This window comes from Leifsonia sp. YAF41 (assembly GCF_052113185.1).
Lineage (GTDB): Bacteria > Actinomycetota > Actinomycetes > Actinomycetales > Microbacteriaceae > Cryobacterium.
In genome coordinates this window covers 108432-128486 of record NZ_JBFRCS010000009.1, presented here as the reverse complement: position 1 = coordinate 128486, position 20055 = coordinate 108432, and the positions used below count along the sequence as shown (strand labels likewise).

General features: G+C 65.0%; 17 protein-coding genes. 14 read left to right on the top strand and 3 right to left on the bottom strand.

The features are described from left to right. Positions 1–94 precede the first annotated feature (94 nt). The 5 genes from AB4Y63_RS11140 (at position 95) to AB4Y63_RS11120 (ending at position 5229) form a co-directional block, all read left to right on the top strand. The gene (locus AB4Y63_RS11140; protein WP_441791111.1) at positions 95–1147 is read left to right on the top strand and encodes an LLM class flavin-dependent oxidoreductase; all 1053 of its coding nucleotides are present in this window, start codon (positions 95–97) and stop codon (positions 1145–1147) included. A gap of 122 nt (positions 1148–1269) precedes the next feature. Then, on the top strand, positions 1270–1743 hold the full coding sequence (locus AB4Y63_RS11135) for a VanZ family protein (protein WP_441791110.1): 474 nt from the start codon (positions 1270–1272) through the stop codon (positions 1741–1743). A gap of 117 nt (positions 1744–1860) precedes the next feature. Further along, positions 1861–3357, top strand: coding sequence for an amino acid permease (locus AB4Y63_RS11130; RefSeq protein WP_441791109.1), 1497 nt, complete (start codon positions 1861–1863; stop codon positions 3355–3357). A gap of 86 nt (positions 3358–3443) precedes the next feature. Beyond that, positions 3444–4601, top strand: coding sequence for an LLM class flavin-dependent oxidoreductase (locus AB4Y63_RS11125; protein ID WP_441791108.1), 1158 nt, complete (start codon positions 3444–3446; stop codon positions 4599–4601). A 1-nt stretch (position 4602) separates the two neighbouring features. Then, a complete protein-coding gene (locus AB4Y63_RS11120) occupies positions 4603–5229 on the top strand; it encodes an FMN reductase (protein WP_441791107.1) in 627 nt (208 codons plus the stop codon). A gap of 101 nt (positions 5230–5330) precedes the next feature. Here AB4Y63_RS11120 and AB4Y63_RS11115 read toward each other — a convergent pair whose 3' ends face one another. Next, complete coding sequence (locus tag AB4Y63_RS11115; RefSeq protein ID WP_441791106.1) at positions 5331–5657, bottom strand: YciI family protein; 327 nt, start codon at positions 5655–5657, stop codon at positions 5331–5333. Positions 5658–6038: 381 nt separating this feature from the next. Between AB4Y63_RS11115 and AB4Y63_RS11110 the strand changes: the two genes are divergently transcribed. Then, on the top strand, positions 6039–8318 hold the full coding sequence (locus tag AB4Y63_RS11110; RefSeq protein ID WP_441791105.1) for a polyribonucleotide nucleotidyltransferase: 2280 nt from the start codon (positions 6039–6041) through the stop codon (positions 8316–8318). Positions 8319–8528: 210 nt separating this feature from the next. Here the strand turns inward: AB4Y63_RS11110 and AB4Y63_RS11105 are convergent, their stop codons facing one another. Further along, the gene (locus tag AB4Y63_RS11105) at positions 8529–9008 is read right to left on the bottom strand and encodes an Lrp/AsnC family transcriptional regulator (protein ID WP_441791104.1); all 480 of its coding nucleotides are present in this window, start codon (positions 9006–9008) and stop codon (positions 8529–8531) included. A 214-nt stretch (positions 9009–9222) separates the two neighbouring features. Between AB4Y63_RS11105 and pdhA the strand changes: the two genes are divergently transcribed. The 5 genes from pdhA (at position 9223) to AB4Y63_RS11080 (ending at position 14309) form a co-directional block, all read left to right on the top strand. Next, the gene (pdhA, locus tag AB4Y63_RS11100) at positions 9223–10413 is read left to right on the top strand and encodes a pyruvate dehydrogenase (acetyl-transferring) E1 component subunit alpha (protein ID WP_441791103.1); all 1191 of its coding nucleotides are present in this window, start codon (positions 9223–9225) and stop codon (positions 10411–10413) included. Beyond that, positions 10410–11387 (top strand): alpha-ketoacid dehydrogenase subunit beta, encoded by a 978-nt coding sequence (locus AB4Y63_RS11095; protein ID WP_441791102.1) that lies wholly within the window; start codon positions 10410–10412, stop codon positions 11385–11387. The genes pdhA and AB4Y63_RS11095 overlap by 4 nt, the downstream gene beginning before the upstream one ends. Beyond that, positions 11384–12742, top strand: a complete 1359-nt coding sequence (locus AB4Y63_RS11090; protein WP_441791101.1) for a dihydrolipoamide acetyltransferase family protein — start codon at positions 11384–11386, stop codon at positions 12740–12742. Before AB4Y63_RS11095 ends, AB4Y63_RS11090 begins: the two co-directional genes overlap by 4 nt. A gap of 73 nt (positions 12743–12815) precedes the next feature. Further along, the gene (locus AB4Y63_RS11085) at positions 12816–13475 is read left to right on the top strand and encodes a VOC family protein (RefSeq protein WP_441791100.1); all 660 of its coding nucleotides are present in this window, start codon (positions 12816–12818) and stop codon (positions 13473–13475) included. Between the two features lie 12 nt (positions 13476–13487). After that, on the top strand, positions 13488–14309 hold the full coding sequence (locus AB4Y63_RS11080) for an MBL fold metallo-hydrolase (RefSeq protein ID WP_441791099.1): 822 nt from the start codon (positions 13488–13490) through the stop codon (positions 14307–14309). Here the strand turns inward: AB4Y63_RS11080 and AB4Y63_RS11075 are convergent. Then, entirely contained in the window at positions 14306–14950 is a 645-nt protein-coding gene (locus AB4Y63_RS11075) for a TetR/AcrR family transcriptional regulator (protein ID WP_441791098.1), read from the bottom strand. The genes AB4Y63_RS11080 and AB4Y63_RS11075 overlap by 4 nt on opposite strands. A 127-nt stretch (positions 14951–15077) precedes the next feature. Here AB4Y63_RS11075 and AB4Y63_RS11070 point away from each other — a divergent pair, with 127 nt between their 5' ends. Genes AB4Y63_RS11070 through AB4Y63_RS11060 form a run of 3 tightly spaced genes read left to right on the top strand, consistent with a single transcriptional unit; the run spans position 15078 to position 20025 of the window. Beyond that, complete coding sequence (locus AB4Y63_RS11070) at positions 15078–16685, top strand: carboxyl transferase domain-containing protein (RefSeq protein WP_441791097.1); 1608 nt, start codon at positions 15078–15080, stop codon at positions 16683–16685. Positions 16686–16693: 8 nt separating this feature from the next. Then, positions 16694–18808 (top strand): ATP-binding protein, encoded by a 2115-nt coding sequence (locus tag AB4Y63_RS11065; protein ID WP_441791096.1) that lies wholly within the window; start codon positions 16694–16696, stop codon positions 18806–18808. After that, entirely contained in the window at positions 18805–20025 is a 1221-nt protein-coding gene (locus tag AB4Y63_RS11060; RefSeq protein ID WP_441791095.1) for an acyl-CoA dehydrogenase family protein, read from the top strand. Before AB4Y63_RS11065 ends, AB4Y63_RS11060 begins: the two co-directional genes overlap by 4 nt. Positions 20026–20055: the final 30 nt, after the last annotated feature.

Genomic DNA, 20055 nt, shown 5'->3' with positions numbered 1-20055 from the left:
TGTCGGCCCGTTTTGTGTTTCCGGCGGGGCAGATGCACATCTGTGCACGGTGCCTGCGGGAATACCCGAAGTGCAGCCACCGTTTGCCACAGAGATGACTACAACACTGCGCCTCTCCGTGCTCGACCTCATTCCCGTTCGCCAGAACCAGAGCACAAGCCAGGCGCTGACCGCCTCAATCGCTCTCGCCCAACGCGCCGACGCTCTCGGCTTTGAGCGCTACTGGGTGGCCGAGCACCACAACATGCCGTCGGTGGCATCGACGAACCCGCCGGTTTTGATCGGCATTCTTGCAGCCAACACGCAGCGCATCCGGGTCGGCTCGGGTGGCGTCATGTTGCCGAACCACTCTCCCCTCGTGGTCGCCGAGCAGTTCGGCCTGCTCGAGGCCGCCTTCCCCGGCCGCATCGACCTCGGCCTCGGTCGCGCACCCGGTAGCGACCCCGTCATCACCTCGCTCCTCCGTTCGAGCGGCGCCGTCAGCGACGTCGACGCGTTCCCGCGCAACATCGGCGACATCACCGCGCTGCTGCACCCCGACGGCGCGACGGTGACATTGACCACCGGAAACTACGAACTGCGCGCGACCCCCGCCGCAACCGGGATCCCGATGCTCTGGCTGCTCGGCTCGAGCGAATACTCAGCACACCTCGCCGCGGCACAGGGCCTGCCGTATGTCTTCGCCAACCACTTCTCCGGCGACAGCACTACCCACGCCCTCGACGTGTACCGCCGTGAGTTCACACCGTCAGAGAATCTCGCTGCCCCGCGCACCTTTCTCACCCTCAATGCGTCGGTCGCCGCCACGAAGGAGGAGGCCCGTGCACTCGCCCTCCCGCAGATGCAGCTGATGGCCAGGCTCCGCACCGGTCAACGGCTCGGCCCGGTCGCCACCGTCGAAGAGGCGTCGGCCGCGGTGATGACCCCGGCACAGACCGAGATGATCGAGCGGATGTCAGCCAACTGGATCGTGGACGAGCCGGTTGCCGCGGCTGCGCGCATCCGCGCTCTCGCCGTCGAGTTCGGTGTCGACGAAGTCATGCTTCAGCCGGTCGGATCCGCACACGCTGACGCAGCCATCGATGCATCGCCCGCGCGACTGCGCACGCTGGAGTTGCTCGCCGAGCAGCTGCTGCCGACGAACTAGCGCGCGCCGCTCCGCGACCATTTCCTCTCGCTCGGTTCGTGAGGGGTCGCATATCGACCTTCCTTCGGCAAACGAAGGTCGATACACGACCCCTCACAGTCAGATCACGGCATGATTGAGCAATGCTGCGTTCGCGTCCACTCGTTGTGACTGCCACGGTTCTCTACCTGGCTTTCATCGGCGTGGTGACACTCGGCCCACAGCCTGTCGACGGCTCTGATCAAGGCTGGGTTCACTCGCTGGTCACCTGGCTCGCCCAGTCGGATCTGACCGCGTGGATCACGTACGAGCTGATCGAGTTCGCGGCAAACATCGGCTTGTTCGTGCCGCTCGGCGCACTTTTGCTTCAGCTTGTCGGTCGACGTCGCTGGTGGCTGGTGCTGGCGGTCGGTTTCGCATTGAGCTGCGGAATCGAATTCGTACAGCTCTTTCTCCCCACGCGCGTCAGCGATGTGCGGGATATCCTCGCCAACACTCTTGGAGCGGGGATCGGAGCCGCTCTCGCCTCTTTCATTGCCGCATCGAAGGCACGACGGAAGACCACTCGCCCGGATTTTCCAGAGGATTTTCGCCCGGATCGTGCCGCCGCGTCTTAACATGAAGTACCTCGCGCAGAGCTGCGCGCGGCACACCTTAGGCAAACGGGCAAGCTGCACCGCGCGGTGGTGAGTGCCACCGCACGGCGTCGACCCAGACCGACGGAAGGCGAAACGATGAGCCTCTGGCGCACCAAAAGCATCGAAGATTCTCTGGCCGACTCGCACCTTGAGCACCGCAGCTTGAAACGCTCGCTCGGCACCTTCGACCTCATGATCATGGGGGTGGCCGTCGCGGTGGGCGCCGGAATCTTCTCGGTCGGCGCCAAGGCGGCCGGCAGCTATGCCGGTCCATCGGTCACGCTCGCGTTCGTGCTGGCGGCTGTCACCTGCGCCCTGGCGATCATGTGTTACGCCGAGTTCGCCTCGACGATTCCGGTCGCCGGCTCGGCATACACCTATACCTACGCCACKCTCGGCGAGTTGTTGGCCTGGATCATCGGCTGGGATCTCATCCTCGAGATGCTCACCGCCGGCGCGGTCATCGCCAAATATTGGGGCATCTACCTCAGCAACGTGTTCGAGCTGTGGAACTGGGACGTCCCGGCCACGATCAATGTGCTCGGCCTCACCGTGAGCTGGGGGCCGTTCTTGATCGTGGCGATCTTCACCACCCTGCTGGTGCTGGGCACGAAGCTCTCCAACCGGGTCGGCGCCGTGTTCACCATCATCAAGGTGGCCATCGTGCTCTTCGTGATCGTGGTGGGAGCGTTCTTCATCAACCCGGCCAATTACACCCCGTTCATTCCGCCGTCCCAGCCTTCGGCCCCGGGCGAAGGCGACGTCTGGACCCAGTCACTGTTCTCATTCATGACCGGAGCCGCCCCCGCGCAATATGGCGTGTTCGGCCTGCTCGCCGGAGCCTCCCTCGTCTTCTTCGCGTTTATCGGTTTCGATGTCGTCGCCACCTCGGCCGAAGAGGTCAAGAACCCGCAGCGCACCCTGCCACGCGGCATCTTCGGCGGCCTCGCCATCGTGAGCGTGCTCTACATCGGTGTGAGCTTGGTGCTCACCGGGATGGTTCCCTATACGGTGCTGGCTGATGCGGCGGAGCCGAGTCTCGCGACGGCCTTCATCGCCGTCGGGGCGGGCTGGGCCGCCCAGGTGATCTCAATCGGAATTCTCGCCGGGCTCACCACGGTGATCATGGTGCTGCTGCTCGGCCTGGCCCGCGTGCTGTTCGCGATGAGCCGCGACGGCCTGCTCCCGAGATGGATGAGCCGCACCTCGGACACGCGGCACACGCCGGCGCACGTGCAGATTCTGGTGGGCGTCGTCGTGGCGCTGCTGGCCGGGCTGACCAACGTCGACGTTCTTGAGGAGATGATCAACATCGGCACTCTCTCGGCCTTCGTGTTGGTCAGCATCGGCGTGGTCGTGCTGCGCAAGAAGCGCCCGGACCTGCCGCGCGCATTCAGCGTGCCGTGGTCGCCCGTGCTGCCGATTCTCTCCGCTGCGCTCTGCGTCTGGCTGATGCTCAACCTCACGACGCTGACCTGGGTGCGGTTTCTGGTCTGGCTCGCCATCGGCATGATCGTCTACTTCGGCTATAGCCGGCGCCACTCGGTGCTCGGGCAGAAAGAGAAGGCCCTCGCAGCTGAACAGGGAAAATAACCAGGTTCACCTGGCCGGGAATAGGAACGCAGGGTGTACGGTTGGACCCAATATCCATGCAAACGCATTGAAATTGAGAGGGTGACATGCAGTTCGGAATCTTCACCGTCGGCGACTTGACCACCGACCCCACCACCGGCCAGACGCCGACTGAGAACGAGCGCATCAAGGCCATGCTCACGATCGCGCAGAAGGTCGAAGAAGTGGGGATGGATGTCTTTGCGACCGGCGAGCACCACAACCCGCCGTTCGTGCCCTCGAGCCCGACGACCATGCTCGGTTACATCGCCGCCAAGACCGAGAAGATCATCCTCTCGACCGCGACGACCCTGATCACGACCAACGACCCGGTCAAGATCGCCGAAGACTACGCGATGCTGCAGCACGTGGCAGACGGCCGCGTCGACCTGACCCTGGGCCGCGGAAACACCGGCCCGGTCTACCCGTGGTTCGGCAAGGACATTCGCCAGGGCATCCCGCTGGCGCTCGAAAACTACGCATTGCTCCGCCGCCTCTGGCGTGAAGAATTCGTCGACTGGCAGGGCGAGTTCCGCACTCCGCTGCAGGGTTTCCAATCGACGCCGCGCCCGCTTGACGACGTGCCGCCCTTCGTCTGGCACGGCTCGATCCGCAGCCCCGAAATCGCCGAGCAGGCCGCCTACTACGGTGACGGCTTCTTCGCCAACAACATCTTCTGGCCCAAAGAGCACTACATGAAGCTCATCAGCTACTACCGCCAGCGCTTCGAGCACTACGGCCATGGCACGGCCGAGCAGGCGATCGTCGGCCTCGGCGGTCAGGTCTTCATGCGCAAGAACTCGCAGGACGCCATCAATGAGTTCCGCCCCTACTTCGACAACGCGCCGGTCTACGGGCACGGCCCGAGTCTCGAAGAGTTCTCGGCCCAGACCCCGCTCGCGGTGGGTAGCCCGCAGGAGATCATCGACCGCTACGCCAAGATGCGGGACTACTACGGCGACTACCAGCGTCAGTTGTTCTTGATGGACCACGCCGGACTGCCGCTGAAGGTCGTGCTGGAGCAGCTCGACATCCTCGGCGAAGAGGTGGTGCCTGTGCTTCGCAAGGAATTCGCCACCAACCGACCCGCGTCGGTGCCGGAAGCGCCGACCCACGCCTCGCTGAAGGCCGCGGCAGAGAAGGCGTCCGCCGAAGAATTCGCCCAGGTGAAGTCCGCCCGCGGCGCCGCATTCGGTCTCGGCAGCACGACCACGGCAGGTGCCTAAGATGACGACACGCACACTCGCCGTCGTCTCGGCCGGCCTCAGCCAGCCGTCCTCGACACGGATGCTGGCCGACAAGCTGGCTGCCGCAACCGCGGCCCGGCTGGCCGAAGACGGCATCGAGGTGAAGATCGTCACCGTCGAACTCCGCGATGTGGCCACCGACGTGATGAACAACATGCTGACCGGGTTTCCGAGCCCGCGACTCGACGCCGTGATCGAATCGGTCACCGGCGCCGACGGCCTGATTGCCGTCACGCCCATCTTCACCACCAGCTACAGCGGACTGTTCAAGACCTTCTTCGACGTTCTCGACAACACCTCGCTCACCGACATGCCCGTGCTGATCGGGGCGACGGCCGGCACCGCGCGGCACTCGCTGGCGCTCGACTATGCGATTCGCCCGATGTTCACCTATCTGCACTCTGTCGTTGCGCCGACCTCGGTCTTCGCCGCGTCGGAAGACTGGGGGAGCGGCGCCGACACGGTGAAGACGCTGCCGAACCGCATCGACCGGGCGGCCGGCGAGCTGGCGGCGCTCATGCTGCTCTCCGACCGGTCGAGTCTGGTGCGCGACCCGTTCGCACTCGACCCGTCGTTTAATTCGACCGGTGGTTTTCAGGCCAGCTGAGCAGCCAGCCGGTTACCCGCCGACAAGACGGATGCCCGCCTCCTCGACGAGGGAGCGGGCATCCGTGGTGTCTGCGTGTGATTGACTGGCCCGGAGGCGCGTCACATCCCCGGAACCGGCATCGTCTCGAGGACCTCGATCGTTCCCTGCCGCAGGTGCGGGTGACCGTCGGTGAGTGCGACAGCAGTTTCGACGTTGTCGGCTTCGATGATCGAATAGCCGTTCACTTCGCTGGATGTCGCGGTGGCGCCGCTGCTTGTGACAGCTTTGCCATTGCCCAGGGGGACGCCGAAGTCAATCAGCGCCGGTCCGAGCCGGGCCGACCACGCCATCCAGGCATCCAGTTCGGCCTTCACATCGTCGTCCGACATCTGCATTTGCTCCTCCGCACTGACCGGGGAGGTGTAAAGAAGAACGTATTTGGGCATTGTTTTTCCCTTCGATCTGTCAGGAATCTGGCTTCTCGCGTCAATCTACGCTTCGGAGCACGAGCACGTGCGAAGCAGGGGCTACCAGTGTTTCGAAGGGCCGTGATGTTAGACTGCCCGAGGTCAGTCTGCGGATTGACCGAGCACGGTGTAACTCAACACTGTACGGAGCAGGCTGGCAGGAAGCTGGTCCTCGGTGGTGGTTTCCCAACACGCAGTCGATTCTCACACGATCGCCGGTTGGTGAATTTCTACTGGTGGCCAGCACGAATGCCGGGCGCGATCATGCGCTCGGCGGCTGAGTTTCTGCCTGTTCCTCGCTTCGTTGTTCCACTCGCGCGCCATACGGGCAAACGAGTCTAAACAAAGGAGATAGACCTCTTGGAAGGTCCAGAAATCACGTTCGCCGAAACCGTTATCGATAACGGCAAGTACGGCAAGCGCACCATCCGTTTCGAAACTGGGCGTCTCGCTCAGCAGGCGCAGGGTTCTGCCGCCGCTTACATCGACGAAGAGACCATGCTTCTCTCCGCCACCAGTGCGAGCAAGCAGCCGAAGGACAACTTCGACTTCTTCCCGCTGACCATCGACGTTGAAGAGCGTATGTACGCCGCGGGTCGCATCCCGGGCAGCTTCTTCCGTCGCGAGGGCCGTCCCTCGACCGAAGCCATCCTCACCTGCCGTTTGATCGACCGGCCGCTGCGCCCGTCGTTCGTCGACGGTCTCCGCAACGAGATCCAGGTTGTCGTCACCGTTCTGGCCATCGCGCCCGACGAGCTGTACGACGTGCTCGCGATCAACGCTGCATCCATGTCGACGCAGCTCGCCGGCCTGCCCTTCTCCGGCCCGATCGGTGGCGTTCGCGTCGCTCTCATGCCCGATGAGAACGGCTCCGGCCAGTGGGTTGCCTTCCCGAAGCACTCGCAGCTTGCCGACGCCGTGTTCAGCATGGTCGTTGCAGGTCGCCTGATCGACGACGGTAACGACGTCGCGATCATGATGATCGAAGCTGAAGCGACCGACAACGCGTGGAACCTGATTCAGGCCGGCGCTGTCAAGCCGAACGAAGAGGTCATCGCGCAGGGAATCGAAGCATCGAAGCCCTTCATCAAGCAGCTCATCGAGGCTCAGCAGAAGGTTGCGGCTACAGCAGCCAAGCCGACCGCCGAGTACAAGCTCTTCCCGCCCTACGAGCAGGAGACCTACGACGCTGTCGCAGCTCTTGCCGAGGCTGAGCTCGCCGGCATCTACCAGATCGCCGCCAAGGTCGAGCGTCAGGATGCTGACGACGCACTCAAGGCGCGCGTCAAGGACGCCATCGCTGCTCAGGTCGAGGCCGGAACGCTTCCCGCTTCCGCCCTGAACCAGGTTGGTGCCGCGTACAAGTCGGTCACCAAGAAGGTTGTGCGCACCCGCGTGCTCAACGAAGGCATTCGTATGGACGGACGCGGCCTGGCCGACATCCGCCCGCTCGACGCCGAGGTTGCGGTCATCCCGCGCGTTCACGGCTCCGCGATCTTCCAGCGCGGCGAGACCCAGATCCTGGGTGTCACCACGCTGAACATGCTCAAGCTTGAGCAGACGATCGACTCGCTGAACCCGGTCACCAAGAAGCGCTACATGCACAACTACAACTTCCCGCCCTACTCGACCGGTGAAACCGGCCGTGTGGGAACGCCGAAGCGTCGCGAGATCGGCCACGGAGCGCTCGCTGAGCGTGCCCTGGTTCCCGTGCTGCCGACGCGCGAGGAGTTCCCCTACGCGATCCGTCAGGTGTCTGAGGCTCTCAGCTCCAACGGCTCGACCTCGATGGGTTCCGTGTGTGCTTCGACCCTCGCCCTGCTGAACGCCGGTGTGCCGCTGAAGGCGCCCGTCGCCGGAATCGCCATGGGCCTCATCTCCGACACCGTTGACGGCAAGACCCGCTACGCGGCTCTGACCGACATCCTCGGTGCCGAAGACGCACTCGGCGACATGGACTTCAAGGTTGCCGGCACCAGCGAATTCGTCACCGCGATTCAGCTCGACACCAAGCTCGACGGCATCCCCGCCTCGGTCCTGGCCGGCGCGCTGAACCAGGCGAAGGATGCCCGCACGACGATCCTCGCCGTGCTGAACGCTGCAATCGACCAGCCCGACGAGATGGCACCGACCGCGCCCCGCGTGATCAGCGTGCAGATCCCCGTCGACAAGATTGGCGAGCTGATCGGCCCGAAGGGCAAGACGATCAACGCCATTCAGGACGAGACCGGCGCCGACATCTCGATCGAAGAAGACGGCACCGTGTACATCGGCGCCGTCGACGGACCGTCGGCTGAGGCTGCGCGTGCGCAGGTCAACGCCATCGCGAACCCGACCAACCCTGAGGTTGGCGAGCAGTTCCTCGGAACTGTCGTGAAGATCGCCGCTTTCGGCGCCTTCGTCTCGCTGCTCCCGGGCAAGGACGGCCTGCTGCACATCTCTGAGGTGCGCAAGCTCGCCGGTGGCAAGCGCGTTGAGAACGTCGAAGACGTGCTCGGCGTCGGCCAGAAGGTTCTCGTTGAGATCACCAAGATTGATGACCGTGRCAAGCTGTCGCTCGCCCCGGTGCTCGAAGAGGGCGGTGACACGGAAGGTCGTGGCGCCACCGCTGAGCACGCTGAGGCTCCGGCCGAAGGCTAGTCAGAAAGATCTCCCGGTTCGCCTCTCGCCAGGCTGCCGGTGAGACGGAGGGCCCGTTCTGCTTCGGCAGACGGGCCCTTTCGCTTTAACCTCGGTGGTCGAGTCCGTCCGGACCTCCCTCGCCGAGCTTGTGCGTTCCGGTCGAGTTTGTCCGGCATAACACGCAAACTTGACCGCAAGTCTCAAGGTCGGCGGGGCCGGCTGGCAGGTTCACCGAGAAGTGGACTCGGTCACCCGCTCGAGGAGTGGTGTGACGCGATAGGGGATCAGCTCGCCCATCGCCAGTGAGGTCGCGGTACGCTCCACGCCGTCGACGGCCAGAATTGTGCCGTCGATGCGAAACAGATCGTCGGCATCCGTGCAGACGACCCGCACCAGCAAGTCGGTCTGCCCGCTCATTCCGTGCGCCTGCACGATTTCGGGAATCTGGGCGAGTTCGTCAACGATTTGAGCGAGACGCTTCTGCTGCACGTGCACTTCGATAAACGCGGTGAGCGGATATCCCAGGGCGACCGGGTTGATGCAGCGATCGAACGAGACGAACGCGTTGGATTCCTCAAGTCGGGTCATGCGGGCCTGTACCGTGTTGCGCGACAAGCCGAGTCGAGCGGCCAGGGCGACGAAGGTGCTGCGCGGGTCGTGGATGAGAGCCCGCAGCAGTTGCGAGTCGGTGGCGTCAACGGTGTACATGATGCCGAGAATAGCACCCTGATCTCACACAAAACAGAGCATATTGCTCACACAGATGGCGATCGATTGTGCTCTCTGTCGCATCGACGTACGCTCGCTTTAACTTCAGCAATCCACTATCTCGGCACATCTTTTATCTCGGCACATCTTTTATCTCGGCACATCTCTTATCTCGGCACATCTCTTATCTCGGCAATGACGCGGGGAGCGACCCATGATCGACACGAATCTCACGATTGACCCGAATTCAGTGAATGCCACGTATGTGGCGAACACCACGGATCCAGCGGATGCCTCGGGATCGGGGCCCACGGACTCAGAATTCCGACAGCTGCTCACACCGGAGGGAGTGCGCAGCCCCGACGCGGAACTCGACGCCTGGGTCGCCGACATCGGCGCTCCCGAGTTGGCCGGATTCTACGAAGATATGGTGGCGGTGCGTCGCATCGACACCGAAGCCACTGCCCTGCAGCGCCAAGGACAGTTAGGCCTCTGGGCTCCGCTCCTCGGTCAGGAAGCGGCCCAGATCGGATCGGCCCGCGCCCTGCGCAGCGACGATTTCGTCTTCTCGAGCTACCGTGAGAACGGGGTCGCGTACTGCCGCGGCGTAGGGCTGACCGACATTCTGCGGGTGTGGCGCGGAAACACTCAATCGGGCTGGAACCCGTTTGAGATTGGGATGGCCACTCCGGCGATCATCATCGGCGCCCAGACACTCCATGCAACGGGTTATGCCCTGGGCTGCACATTCGACGGCGTCGACTCGGTGACCGTTGCCTACTTCGGCGATGGGGCGACGAGCGAAGGCGACGTCAACGAGGCGATGGTCTTCGCGGCCAGCTTCAACGCTCCGGTCATCTTCTTCTGCCAGAACAACCACTGGGCGATCTCCGAACCGGTCGGCGTGCAGACGGTGAGGCATCTCGCCGACCGTGCGCCGGGGTTCGGGATCCCGAGCCTGCGCGTCGACGGCAACGACGTGCTGGCGGTCATGGCGGCGACCCGCATCGCGCTCGATCGGGCGCGCAGGGGCGGCGGTCCGACCTTCATTGAGGCCGTCACCTACCGGATGGGTCCGCACACCACCGCCGATGACCCGACGCGCTATCGTGACGCGGTCGAGCTGGCTGAGTGGGCGGAACGCGACCCGATCCTGCGACTGCGACGGATGCTCGAGGCGGCCGGTGCCTTCACCCCCGAGTTTGAGCAGCAGGTGGCGGCCACAGCCGATCGGGTGGCCGCAGAGCTCCGAGCCGGATGTGTGGCGATGCCGGATCCGGAACCGCTCGCGCTGTTCGACAACGTTTATGCAACGCCACACGCCACGCTGCAACGCCAACGCGACGACTACGCGGCCTACCTCGACAGCTTTGATGTGGCATCCGAATCAGGAGAACGCTCATGACCACGATGACCCTGGCGAAAGCGATCAACTCAGGACTCCGTCAGGCGCTGCAGGATGACGACAAGGTCGTCTTGCTCGGCGAAGACATCGGCCTGCTCGGTGGCGTCTTTCGGGTGACCGACGGGTTGCTCGCCGAGTTCGGCCATCGACGGGTGATCGACACCCCGCTTGCGGAGTCCGGCATTATCGGCACCGCGGTCGGGTTGGCGTATCGCGGCTACCGACCGGTCTGTGAGATTCAGTTCGACGGCTTCATCTATCCGAGTTTCGACCAGATCGTCGCCCAGGTCGCCAAGATGCATTACCGCACCAACGGCCAGGTGCGGATGCCCATCACGATTCGGGTGCCGTTCGGCGGTGGAATCGGCTCGGTCGAGCACCACTCCGAATCGCCGGAGGCCTACTTCGCGCACACGGCCGGACTGCGGGTGATCGCGGTGTCGAACCCGCAAGATGCCTACGCCCTGCTGCGACAGGCCATCGCCTCTGACGACCCAGTGCTCTACTTCGAGCCCAAGCGGCGCTATCACGTCAAGGGGGAGGTGGAGGAGGTGCTCGGCACGCCGATGGAAAGCGCGACGCTGGTCACCGAGGGCAGCGATGTCACCCTTGTCACCTACGGGGGGCTCGTGACGACGGCTCGGGATGCGGCTCTCGCCGCGGCCGACGACGGAGTCTCGGTGGAGGTGATTGACCTGCGTTCGCTCGCCCCGGTCGACTACCCGACGATCGAGGCGTCCGTCAGGAAGACCGGTCGTCTGGTGATCACCCATGAGGCGATTCGTTCCGGCGGGTTGGGCGGCGAGATCGTCGCCACGATCACCGAACGCTGCTTCGAGTTTCTGGAGGCCGCGCCGGTGCGGGTGACCGGGTTCGACGTGCCCTATCCGGTGGCGAAACTTGAAAACCATCACCTGCCCGACCTCGACCGGATGCTCGACGGGATCGACCGCGCGATGGGACGCCGCTCATGATCACAGTGTTCGCGTTGCCCGACCTCGGTGAGGGGTTGACCGAGTCGGAGGTTGTGGCCTGGTACGTGGCCCCGGGGGATGTCGTCGCCCTGAATCAGCACATTGCCGACATCGAGACGGCGAAGGCCGTCGTTGAGCTTCCGTCGCCGTTCGCCGGAACCGTGACCGCGCTTCACCAGCAGGCGGGCGTGGTGATGCAGGTCGGGGATCCGTTGCTGTCGTTCGAGGTCGCAGATGAGGGGGGTGCCGGCGAGGGTGGGCCGACCGAGACCGCACCGGCCGCAGCTGATTCAGCGGCGACTGCCGGAGAAGAACGCACCGCGGTGCTCGTCGGCTACGGCGCCGTTGCCGACCGGGCCGGTCGCCCGGTGCGAAAACCGCGAAAGCTGTCGGCGGTCGAGCAGGCTCCGGTGGTCGTGTCTCTGCAGGCTCGACAACCGGCTCGTCCCACCGGTCGCCCCCGCTCCACTCCACCCGTGCGCGCCCTTGCCCGGGAACTCGGCGTAGACCTGCACGCCGTGAGCGGGACCGGCCCCGACGGCCTGATCACCCGCGATGACGTGCAGGCGCAGGCGGCGAGCGAGCGTGGCACAGCGGGAGGCGCTCTGCGGATTCTGCCCGACGCATCCGCGGAGCCGAACGAGGGAGCGCGAGAACGGGAGACCCGCACTCACATTCGGAGCCTGCGCAAGCTTACGGCTGCGGCGATGGTGCAGAGCGCATTCACCGCGCCGCACGTCACCGAGTTTCTCACTGTCGACGTGACGCCGAGCATGGAACTTCTCGAGACCCTCAACAAACGGAGGACGGATTCGCAGCCTCGCCTCGGAATCCTCGCTGTTGTCGCCAAGGCCCTCTGTCTCGCGGTCAGTCGCCAGCCCGCGGTGAACACACGCTGGGAGGAGGCGGCAGGCGAGATCGTGCAGTTCCACTACGTGAATCTCGGCATCGCCGTTGCCACGCCGCGTGGTCTCGTCGTGCCCGTCATCTCCGACGCCGATCGACTCACCCTGCCGCAACTTGCCGACGAGCTCGCTGCACTTGCCGAGGCAGCACGAGCGGGGTCCACGGCCCCCGCCGACCTTCGCGGCGGAACCATCACCATCACCAACATCGGTGTCTTCGGCGTGGATGCGGGCACACCGATTCTGAATCCGGGGGAGGCAGCGATTCTCGCGATGGGCGCCATCCGGCGCCAGCCCTGGGAGCATCGCGGCGAGATCGCGCTGCGGCAGGTGATGACCCTTGCCCTGTCGTTCGACCATCGGCTCGTCGACGGCGAGCAGGGCGCCCGTTTTCTGAGTGACGTCGGTGCAATTCTCGCAAACCCCGGCATCGTGCTGACCATGGTCTGACGCCGGCCGAGAACGGGGTTCCGAGAGCGAACGCAGGGTTGACCGTGCCTGCGCGGCAGAGCAGAGTGAGGCTATGAACGCCCCCATCTATCTCAGTCAGACCGACACGGCGCCCCTTCTTAGAGGAACCGCGTTCATGCACCTCGATGGCGGGCTCCACGCCAACTATCGCACCAAGGATTTCGCGTCGGCGCTGGCCTTGGTCAACGCAGTCGGGGTGGTGGCCGAGGAATCGGATCATCATCCGGACGTGGTCTTCGGCTGGGGGACCGTGACCTTCCACTTGAGCTCCCACGACGTCGGCGGGGTGACCGAACGCGACGTGCGGTTGGCGCTGCGCATCCAAGAGCTCGCGGATGCCACGGGGGCGACCGCCCGGAGACTCGACCCGACCCGGTACGACGTTGCGATCGACTGCACCGACGTGGATTCCATCATCCAGTTCTGGAAGGTCGGCCTGGACTACCGTGAAGTCGTCGGCGAAGACGGGACCGAACTTGTCGACCCGCGTGGCCAAGGACCGCGGGTATGGTTTCAGCACATGGAGATCGCGCGCACGCAACGCAATCGCATCCACCTCGATGTGTACGTGCCGACCGCACACGCCAGGGCGCGGGTGAATGCCGTGATCGAAGCCGGAGGAGTGCTGCTCACCGACGAGCATGCCCCGGAGTGGTGGGTGCTGGCGGATGCCGAGGGCAACGAGATGTGCGTCTGCACGACTGACAATTAGGGCGGCGTGGGCATGGCACTCTGGATTTGCCTGGCCTGCGGTCTCGAACATGCCGACACCGCCGCACCGCCGCCGGCTTGCGAGATCTGCAGTGAAGAACGTCAATTTGTGCCGCCGACGGGGCAAACCTGGACGACGTCTGAGCGCCTCGAGTCGAGTGGCAGCGTGCTGCGGGAGGAACTGGTCGAACCGGGGCTTCGCCGGGTGACCGTCACGCCGCGGGTGGGAATCGGCCAGCACGCGCTGCTCGTGCAGACGAGTGAGGGAAACCTGCTCTGGGAGCCACCGGGATTCATTAGCGAGGCCGGCGTGCGCCTGGTGCGCGACCTGGGCGGGATCGCCGCCGTCACCGGGAGTCATCCACACCTGATGGGCGCGATGGTCAGCTGGAGCCAGGCGTTCGGCGGCGCCCCGATTTATGTCGCGGCCGCCGACCGGGCCTGGACCCGCCGACCGGACCCGGCCATCGTGCACTGGAGCGGCGAAGCGAACCCGTTGCCGGGCATCCGTCTGGTGCAATGCGGCGGCCACTTTGCGGGAAGCAGCGTGTTGCACTGGGCCGACGGGGCGGAAGGCCGGGGAGTGATCTTCACCGGCGACACCGTCTTCATCGGGCCCGATGGGCGCACGGTGAGTGCGATGCGGTCATATCCGAATCTGCTGCCGCTGCCCGAAGGCGCAGTGGGTCAGATTCTCGATCGGCTGGAGCCGCTGCCTTACGATCGCGCCTACGGTTCGTTCGGGCAGGTCATCGAATCCGATGCTCGTGACGTGGTGCGCCGTTCACTGGCCCGGTACATCACGTGGCTACGCGGCGAGGTCGACGACTTCTAGCGGTGCGGTGCGGGGGAGGGGTTCAGCGCCGCCCAAGCCATTTCTTCCAGGAGTGGCCGCACGAGCGCGATCGACACGGTTGGCACGCTGTGCGGGGTGGAGTTGATCAGGCCGAATGTCGCCTGAGCTCGCACCCGCACGAGCTGAGGCGAAACCTGGGGGTTGAGCCGAAGGAGCACGGCCACCCACAACTCGACATAGCGGCGCTGCAGTGCGCGCACCCGGTGTCGGCCCGGCTCGGCCAGGGTATCGAGATCGCGATCTTGCACCCGGATGACGTCGGGGTGAGTGAGTGCAAAATCCACGTGAAAGTGCACCAAGGCTCGCAGCGCCGCCTTATCGTCGTCTGCGGCGTCGACAACAGCCTGGCCGCCTGACGCCAGACCCTCACTGACTCCGACGAGCAATGCGGAGAGCACATCTTGTTTGCCGCTGAAGTGCCGGTAGACCGCCGGCCCGCTCACGCCGACCGCCGAGCCCAAGTCTTCCATGGCGACACCGTTGAAGCCCGACCGGGCGAACAGCGTGGCCGCAGCGTCGAGCAGGGCAGCACGCCGATCGGCCTTCGCCTGGCTGCGGAGGGTCGGCGTTCCAGCGATCGCCGGAGCGACGGACAGGGGATCTGACACAGGATCGGACACGGTGTCGACCTTTCGGGAGTGGACCTCTAGACATCCAGGGCAAGGATGGCTACGCTGAAATTCAGTTAGTCATCATTAACTGAATACTCTCACAGTACGTGATTCCCCGACCAACCGGAAGCCGTCAATGCAGACACTGACTTCACAGCTCGACACCACCGGGCCGGCATTCGCCGAGAACGACGCGGCCCAGCGCGCTCTCGTCACGACGTTGCGCAGTCGGCTGGCAGTCGCCGCCCTTGGCGGGCCCGAAGCGTCACGCCAGCGGCACCAGGCTCGCGGAAAACTGCTTCCCCGCGAACGCATTGACGAACTGCTCGACCCGGGCAGCCCATTTCTCGAAATCGCGCCGCTCGCCGCTTTCGGGCTCTACAACGACGACAGCCCCGGCGCCGGACTGATCGCCGGAATCGGCCTCGTGCACGGTCGCCAGGTGCTCGTGATCTCGAACGACGCGACGGTCAAGGGCGGCACCTACTACCCGATGACCGTCAAAAAGCATCTGCGCGCGCAAGAGATCGCGCTCGAAAACCGGCTGCCATGCATCTACTTGGTCGACTCGGGCGGCGCCTTCCTTCCGATGCAAGACGAGGTCTTTCCTGACCGCGACCACTTCGGGCGCATCTTCTTCAACCAGGCACGGATGTCCGCTGCAAAGATCGCGCAGATCGCCTCGGTGATGGGATCCTGCACTGCCGGCGGGGCCTATGTGCCGGCGATGAGCGATGAGACGGTCATCGTGCGCGGCCAAGGCACGATCTTTCTCGGTGGCCCGCCCCTCGTGAAGGCGGCGATCGGCGAGATCGTCTCGGCTGAAGAACTGGGAGGAGGAGAACTGCACTCCCGCACTTCGGGAGTCACCGATCACCTCGCTGAGAACGACAGCCACGCGTTGCAGATTGTCCGCGACATCGTCGCGACCCTGCCGGCCCCGGCCGCCCGGGTCTGGGAGGTGCGCGACAGCGTCGACCCGGCGGTCGCAGAAAGCGAGCTTTACGGGGCGGTGCCGACCGATGTGCACGGCCACTACGACGTGCACGAGGTGATCGCCCGCCTTGTCGACGGCAGCGAATTCCACGAATTCAAGCGTGAGTACGGCACCACGCTGGTCACCGGGTTCGCTCATCTGCACGGGCATCCGGTCGGCATCATCGCCAACAACGGCGTGCTGTTCTCCGAGTCGGCCGAGAAAGGCGCGCACTTCATCGAGCTCTGCGACCAGCGCGGAGTGCCGCTGCTCTTCTTGCAGAACATCTCAGGATTCATGGTCGGTCGCGATGCCGAAGCCGGCGGCATCGCCAAGAACGGCGCGAAAATGGTCACCGCCGTCGCCACCGCCCGCGTGCCGAAACTCACCGTCGTGATCGGCGGCTCATTCGGCGCCGGAAACTACTCCATGTGCGGCAGGGCATACTCGCCCCGTTTTCTCTGGATGTGGCCGGCCAGCCGCATCTCGGTGATGGGCGGAACCCAGGCGTCGTCGGTGCTCGCCACGGTGAAACGCGACCAGATCGAAGGCCGCGGCGACCAGTGGTCGGCCGCCGACGAGGCGGAGTTCACGGCGCCGATCACCCAGCAGTATGAGGTGCAAGGCAGCCCCTACTACTCCACAGCACGCCTCTGGGACGACGGCATCATCGACCCGGCCGACACCCGCACGGTGCTCGGGCTCGCTCTTGACGTCTGTTCACGAACACCTCTTCCCGAGACCGCCTTCGGTCTCTTCCGGATGTGATGCCGCTCATGATCCAGCAGACCGCCGACACCGCGTTGTTCACCACCGTGCTCGTGGCCAACCGGGGCGAGATCGCCTGCCGCGTCATCACGACGCTCCGCCGTCTCGGCATCCGCTCGGTCGCGGTGTTCAGCGATGCCGACCGGAATGCGCGGCATGTCGCTCTCGCCGATATCGCCGTGCGTATCGGCCCGGCCGAGCCGCGGGCGAGCTACCTCAACATCGCAGCGATCCTGGGGGCTGCCGCCGAGACCGGCGCTCAGGCGATTCATCCGGGCTATGGCTTTCTGAGCGAGAACGAAGAGTTCGCGCTGGCGACAGCCGATGCCGGCCTCACCTTCATCGGCCCGAGCGTTCACGCCCTGCGGGTAATGGGTGACAAGATCCGCGCGAAAAATCACGTCGCCGAAAGTGGAGTGCCCACAACTCCGGGCATCGCGGAGCCCGGACTCGACAACGCACAACTCACCGCTGCAGCGGCGAGCGTCGGATATCCGTTGCTGATCAAGCCGTCGGCCGGCGGTGGCGGCAAGGGCATGTATGTCGTCGACTCGGCCGAGGAGCTGGCTGCCGCCCTCGATGCCGCACGCCGCGTCGCCGCACGCGCCTTCGGTGACGACACTCTTTTTCTCGAGCGACTGATCCCGAGCCCACGCCACATCGAAGTGCAGGTGCTCGCCGACAACCATGGCAATGTCATTCACCTCGGTGAACGCGAATGCTCGCTGCAACGGCGCCACCAGAAGGTGATCGAAGAAGCGCCATCGCCGCTGCTCGACGAGCCGACGCGGCAACGCATCGGCGCCGCCGCCTGCGCCGCGGCGCGCAGCGTCGACTACCGAGGGGCGGGCACCGTCGAATTTCTCGTCTCCGATGCCGAACCCGACGCGTTCTACTTCATGGAGATGAACACCCGGCTGCAGGTGGAGCATCCGGTCACCGAACTGATCACCGGACTCGACCTCGTCGAATGGCAGGTGCGCATTGCGGCCGGGGAGCAGCTCGCCCTCAGCCAGGATGACGTTCATCCCACCGGGCACGCGATCGAGGCGCGCGTCTACGCCGAGAGCCCGGCCGCCGGTTTTCTGCCGGCGACCGGCAGTGTGCTGACCCTGGTGGAGGCCCGCGGCGACGGCATTCGTGTCGACAGCTCGCTGGCCCCCGGCCTCGTGCTCGGCGCCGACTATGACCCGATGCTCGCCAAAGTGATCGCCTGGGGAGCAGACAGGGAGCAAGCGCGCAGCCGGCTCGACGTGGCACTTGCCGAGACCGTGCTGCTCGGTGTGCCGACGAACATCGAATACCTCCGGCTGCTGCTGGAGACCCCCGAAGTGCGGGACGGCCGACTCGACACCGAACTCATCGAGCGCACGCTTCCGCGCCTCGCCTTTCGAACCGTCGACGACCACGTGATGGTCGCCGCCGCACTCTATCTGCGGGACCACGGGGCGGTGCGACCCGCGAACCCGGGCCTCTCGAACGCACGCACAACGGCCAATCCGCTGTGGGCCTCGCCCACAGGCTGGCGCGTCGGGCCGCACCGGCCGACCCCGTACACGCTGCAGGCGGGCACGGCGGAACCGGTGACGATTCAGGTTCTGGGCACTCCGGATGCGTCCCTCGTCACGATCGGTGACCGCGCGACGCTCGCGGCCCGCATCGCGCCGGTGCCGGGACGAACGCACTCGTACAGCGTCGAGCTCGACGGACAGATCGAGACGTTTGACATCGTGAGAAACGGCACCGACGTGTGGCTCGGCTCGGCCGGCGCTACTTTTCGACTTGTCGAATTGAGCCGGCAGGATCAGCTCGCCGCCCGGCTCGCGGCGGCGGCGCCGTCGGCCGGGATCGTCGACCCGGCGGTGCGCTCGCCCATGCCGGGGACCGTGATTTCGGTGAACGTCGCCGACGGATCTTCCGTTGTGACGGGGGACACACTGCTCGTGGTTGAGGCGATGAAAATGGAGCACCGTCTCACCGCAGCGCTCGACGGTCTCGCCACGGTGGCGGTCTCCGTCGGAGATCTTGTCAGTCTTGGCCAGATCGTGGCCACAATCAGGCGGCCAGACCCGGCCGCGCACGAGGGCTCACCCGGCCCGGCAGATTCGGAAGGTAAAGCATGAACGCGCAACAGAGCAGCACCCTGAACCAGACCACCACATCGACCTCTGGCTACTCCGACCTGAGCGACGCCGAACGCCGGCTGAGCAACGAGGTGAAGGAGTTCGCCGACACCGTCGTCGCGCCCGCCGCCTACGAGTACGACACGAAGCGCGAACTTCCCTACGACATCATCAAGACGATGGGGGAGATGGGCCTGTTCGGGCTGCCATTCCCGGTCGAATACGGCGGACAGGGCAAGGACTACTTCTCGCTCTGCTTGGCCGTCGAACAACTCGGCCGGGTCGACCAGAGCATCGGCGTCACCTTGGAAGCCGGCGTTGGACTCGGTGCGATGCCGATCTTTCGAAGCGGCACCGAAGCCCAGAAGCAGGAGTGGCTGCCGATGCTGGCGCGCGGGCAGGCACTGGCCGGATTCGGCCTGACCGAGGCTGACGCAGGCTCGGACGCCGCCGGAACGAAAACGACCGCAGAACTCGTGAACGGCGAGTGGGTGATCAACGGCACCAAACAATTCATCACCAACTCGGGGACCGAGATCACCAAACTCGTGACGATCACCGCGGTCACCGGCGAATCGACGCGGGCAGACGGCTCGATCAAGAAAGAGCTCACCGCGATTCTGGTGCCGAGCCGCACCCCGGGCTTCGTGGTCGAACCGAGCTACGACAAGGTCGGCTGGCACACCTCCGACACGCATCCGCTCACCCTCACCGACGTGCGGGTCCCAGAGGCGAATCTGCTGGGCGAGCGCGGACGGGGCTTCGCCAACTTCATTCAGACGCTCGACGAGGGCCGTGTCGCCTTCGCCGCCCTCTGCACGGGGGCCGCACAGGGCTGCCTTGAGGAGTCAATCAGGTACGCCAACAGCCGCAATGTCTTCGGGCGCAACATCGGATCGAACCAGCACATCGCATTCAAGATTGCCCGGATGCAGGCTCGCGTGCATGCCGCCCGGCTCGCCTACTACGACGCAGCGCGCAAACTCGTCGCCGGTCGCCCTTTCAAGATGGAGGCAAGTCTTGCCAAACTGATCGGGAGCGAAGCCGCCATGGACAACGCTCGTGATGCAACGCAGATTTTCGGCGGCTATGGATTCATGAATGAGAACCCGGTCGCCCGGCACTACCGCGACTCAAAGATTCTCGAGATCGGCGAGGGTACGACTGAAGTGCAGCTGATGATCATCTCGCGCGAACTCGGCTTCGACACATTGTGAGGTTGCGGGGTCCGACAGGTTCGACCAGCG

Bases quoted from the DNA above. Each gene is read 5' to 3' on its own strand.
- AB4Y63_RS11070 (WP_441791097.1), top strand. From the start codon at position 15,078: ATGCAGACACTGACTTCACAGCTCGACACCACCGGGCCGGCATTCGCC.
- AB4Y63_RS11135 (WP_441791110.1), top strand. From the start codon at position 1,270: ATGCTGCGTTCGCGTCCACTCGTTGTGACTGCCACGGTTCTCTACCTG.
- AB4Y63_RS11140 (WP_441791111.1), top strand. From the start codon at position 95: ATGACTACAACACTGCGCCTCTCCGTGCTCGACCTCATTCCCGTTCGC.
- AB4Y63_RS11085 (WP_441791100.1), top strand. From the start codon at position 12,816: ATGAACGCCCCCATCTATCTCAGTCAGACCGACACGGCGCCCCTTCTT.
- AB4Y63_RS11060 (WP_441791095.1), top strand. From the start codon at position 18,805: ATGAACGCGCAACAGAGCAGCACCCTGAACCAGACCACCACATCGACC.
- pdhA (WP_441791103.1), top strand. From the start codon at position 9,223: ATGATCGACACGAATCTCACGATTGACCCGAATTCAGTGAATGCCACG.
- AB4Y63_RS11120 (WP_441791107.1), top strand. From the start codon at position 4,603: ATGACGACACGCACACTCGCCGTCGTCTCGGCCGGCCTCAGCCAGCCG.
- AB4Y63_RS11125 (WP_441791108.1), top strand. From the start codon at position 3,444: ATGCAGTTCGGAATCTTCACCGTCGGCGACTTGACCACCGACCCCACC.
- AB4Y63_RS11095 (WP_441791102.1), top strand. From the start codon at position 10,410: ATGACCACGATGACCCTGGCGAAAGCGATCAACTCAGGACTCCGTCAG.
- AB4Y63_RS11090 (WP_441791101.1), top strand. From the start codon at position 11,384: ATGATCACAGTGTTCGCGTTGCCCGACCTCGGTGAGGGGTTGACCGAG.
- AB4Y63_RS11115 (WP_441791106.1), bottom strand. From the start codon at position 5,657: ATGCCCAAATACGTTCTTCTTTACACCTCCCCGGTCAGTGCGGAGGAG.
- AB4Y63_RS11105 (WP_441791104.1), bottom strand. From the start codon at position 9,008: ATGTACACCGTTGACGCCACCGACTCGCAACTGCTGCGGGCTCTCATC.
- AB4Y63_RS11080 (WP_441791099.1), top strand. From the start codon at position 13,488: ATGGCACTCTGGATTTGCCTGGCCTGCGGTCTCGAACATGCCGACACC.
- AB4Y63_RS11065 (WP_441791096.1), top strand. From the start codon at position 16,694: ATGATCCAGCAGACCGCCGACACCGCGTTGTTCACCACCGTGCTCGTG.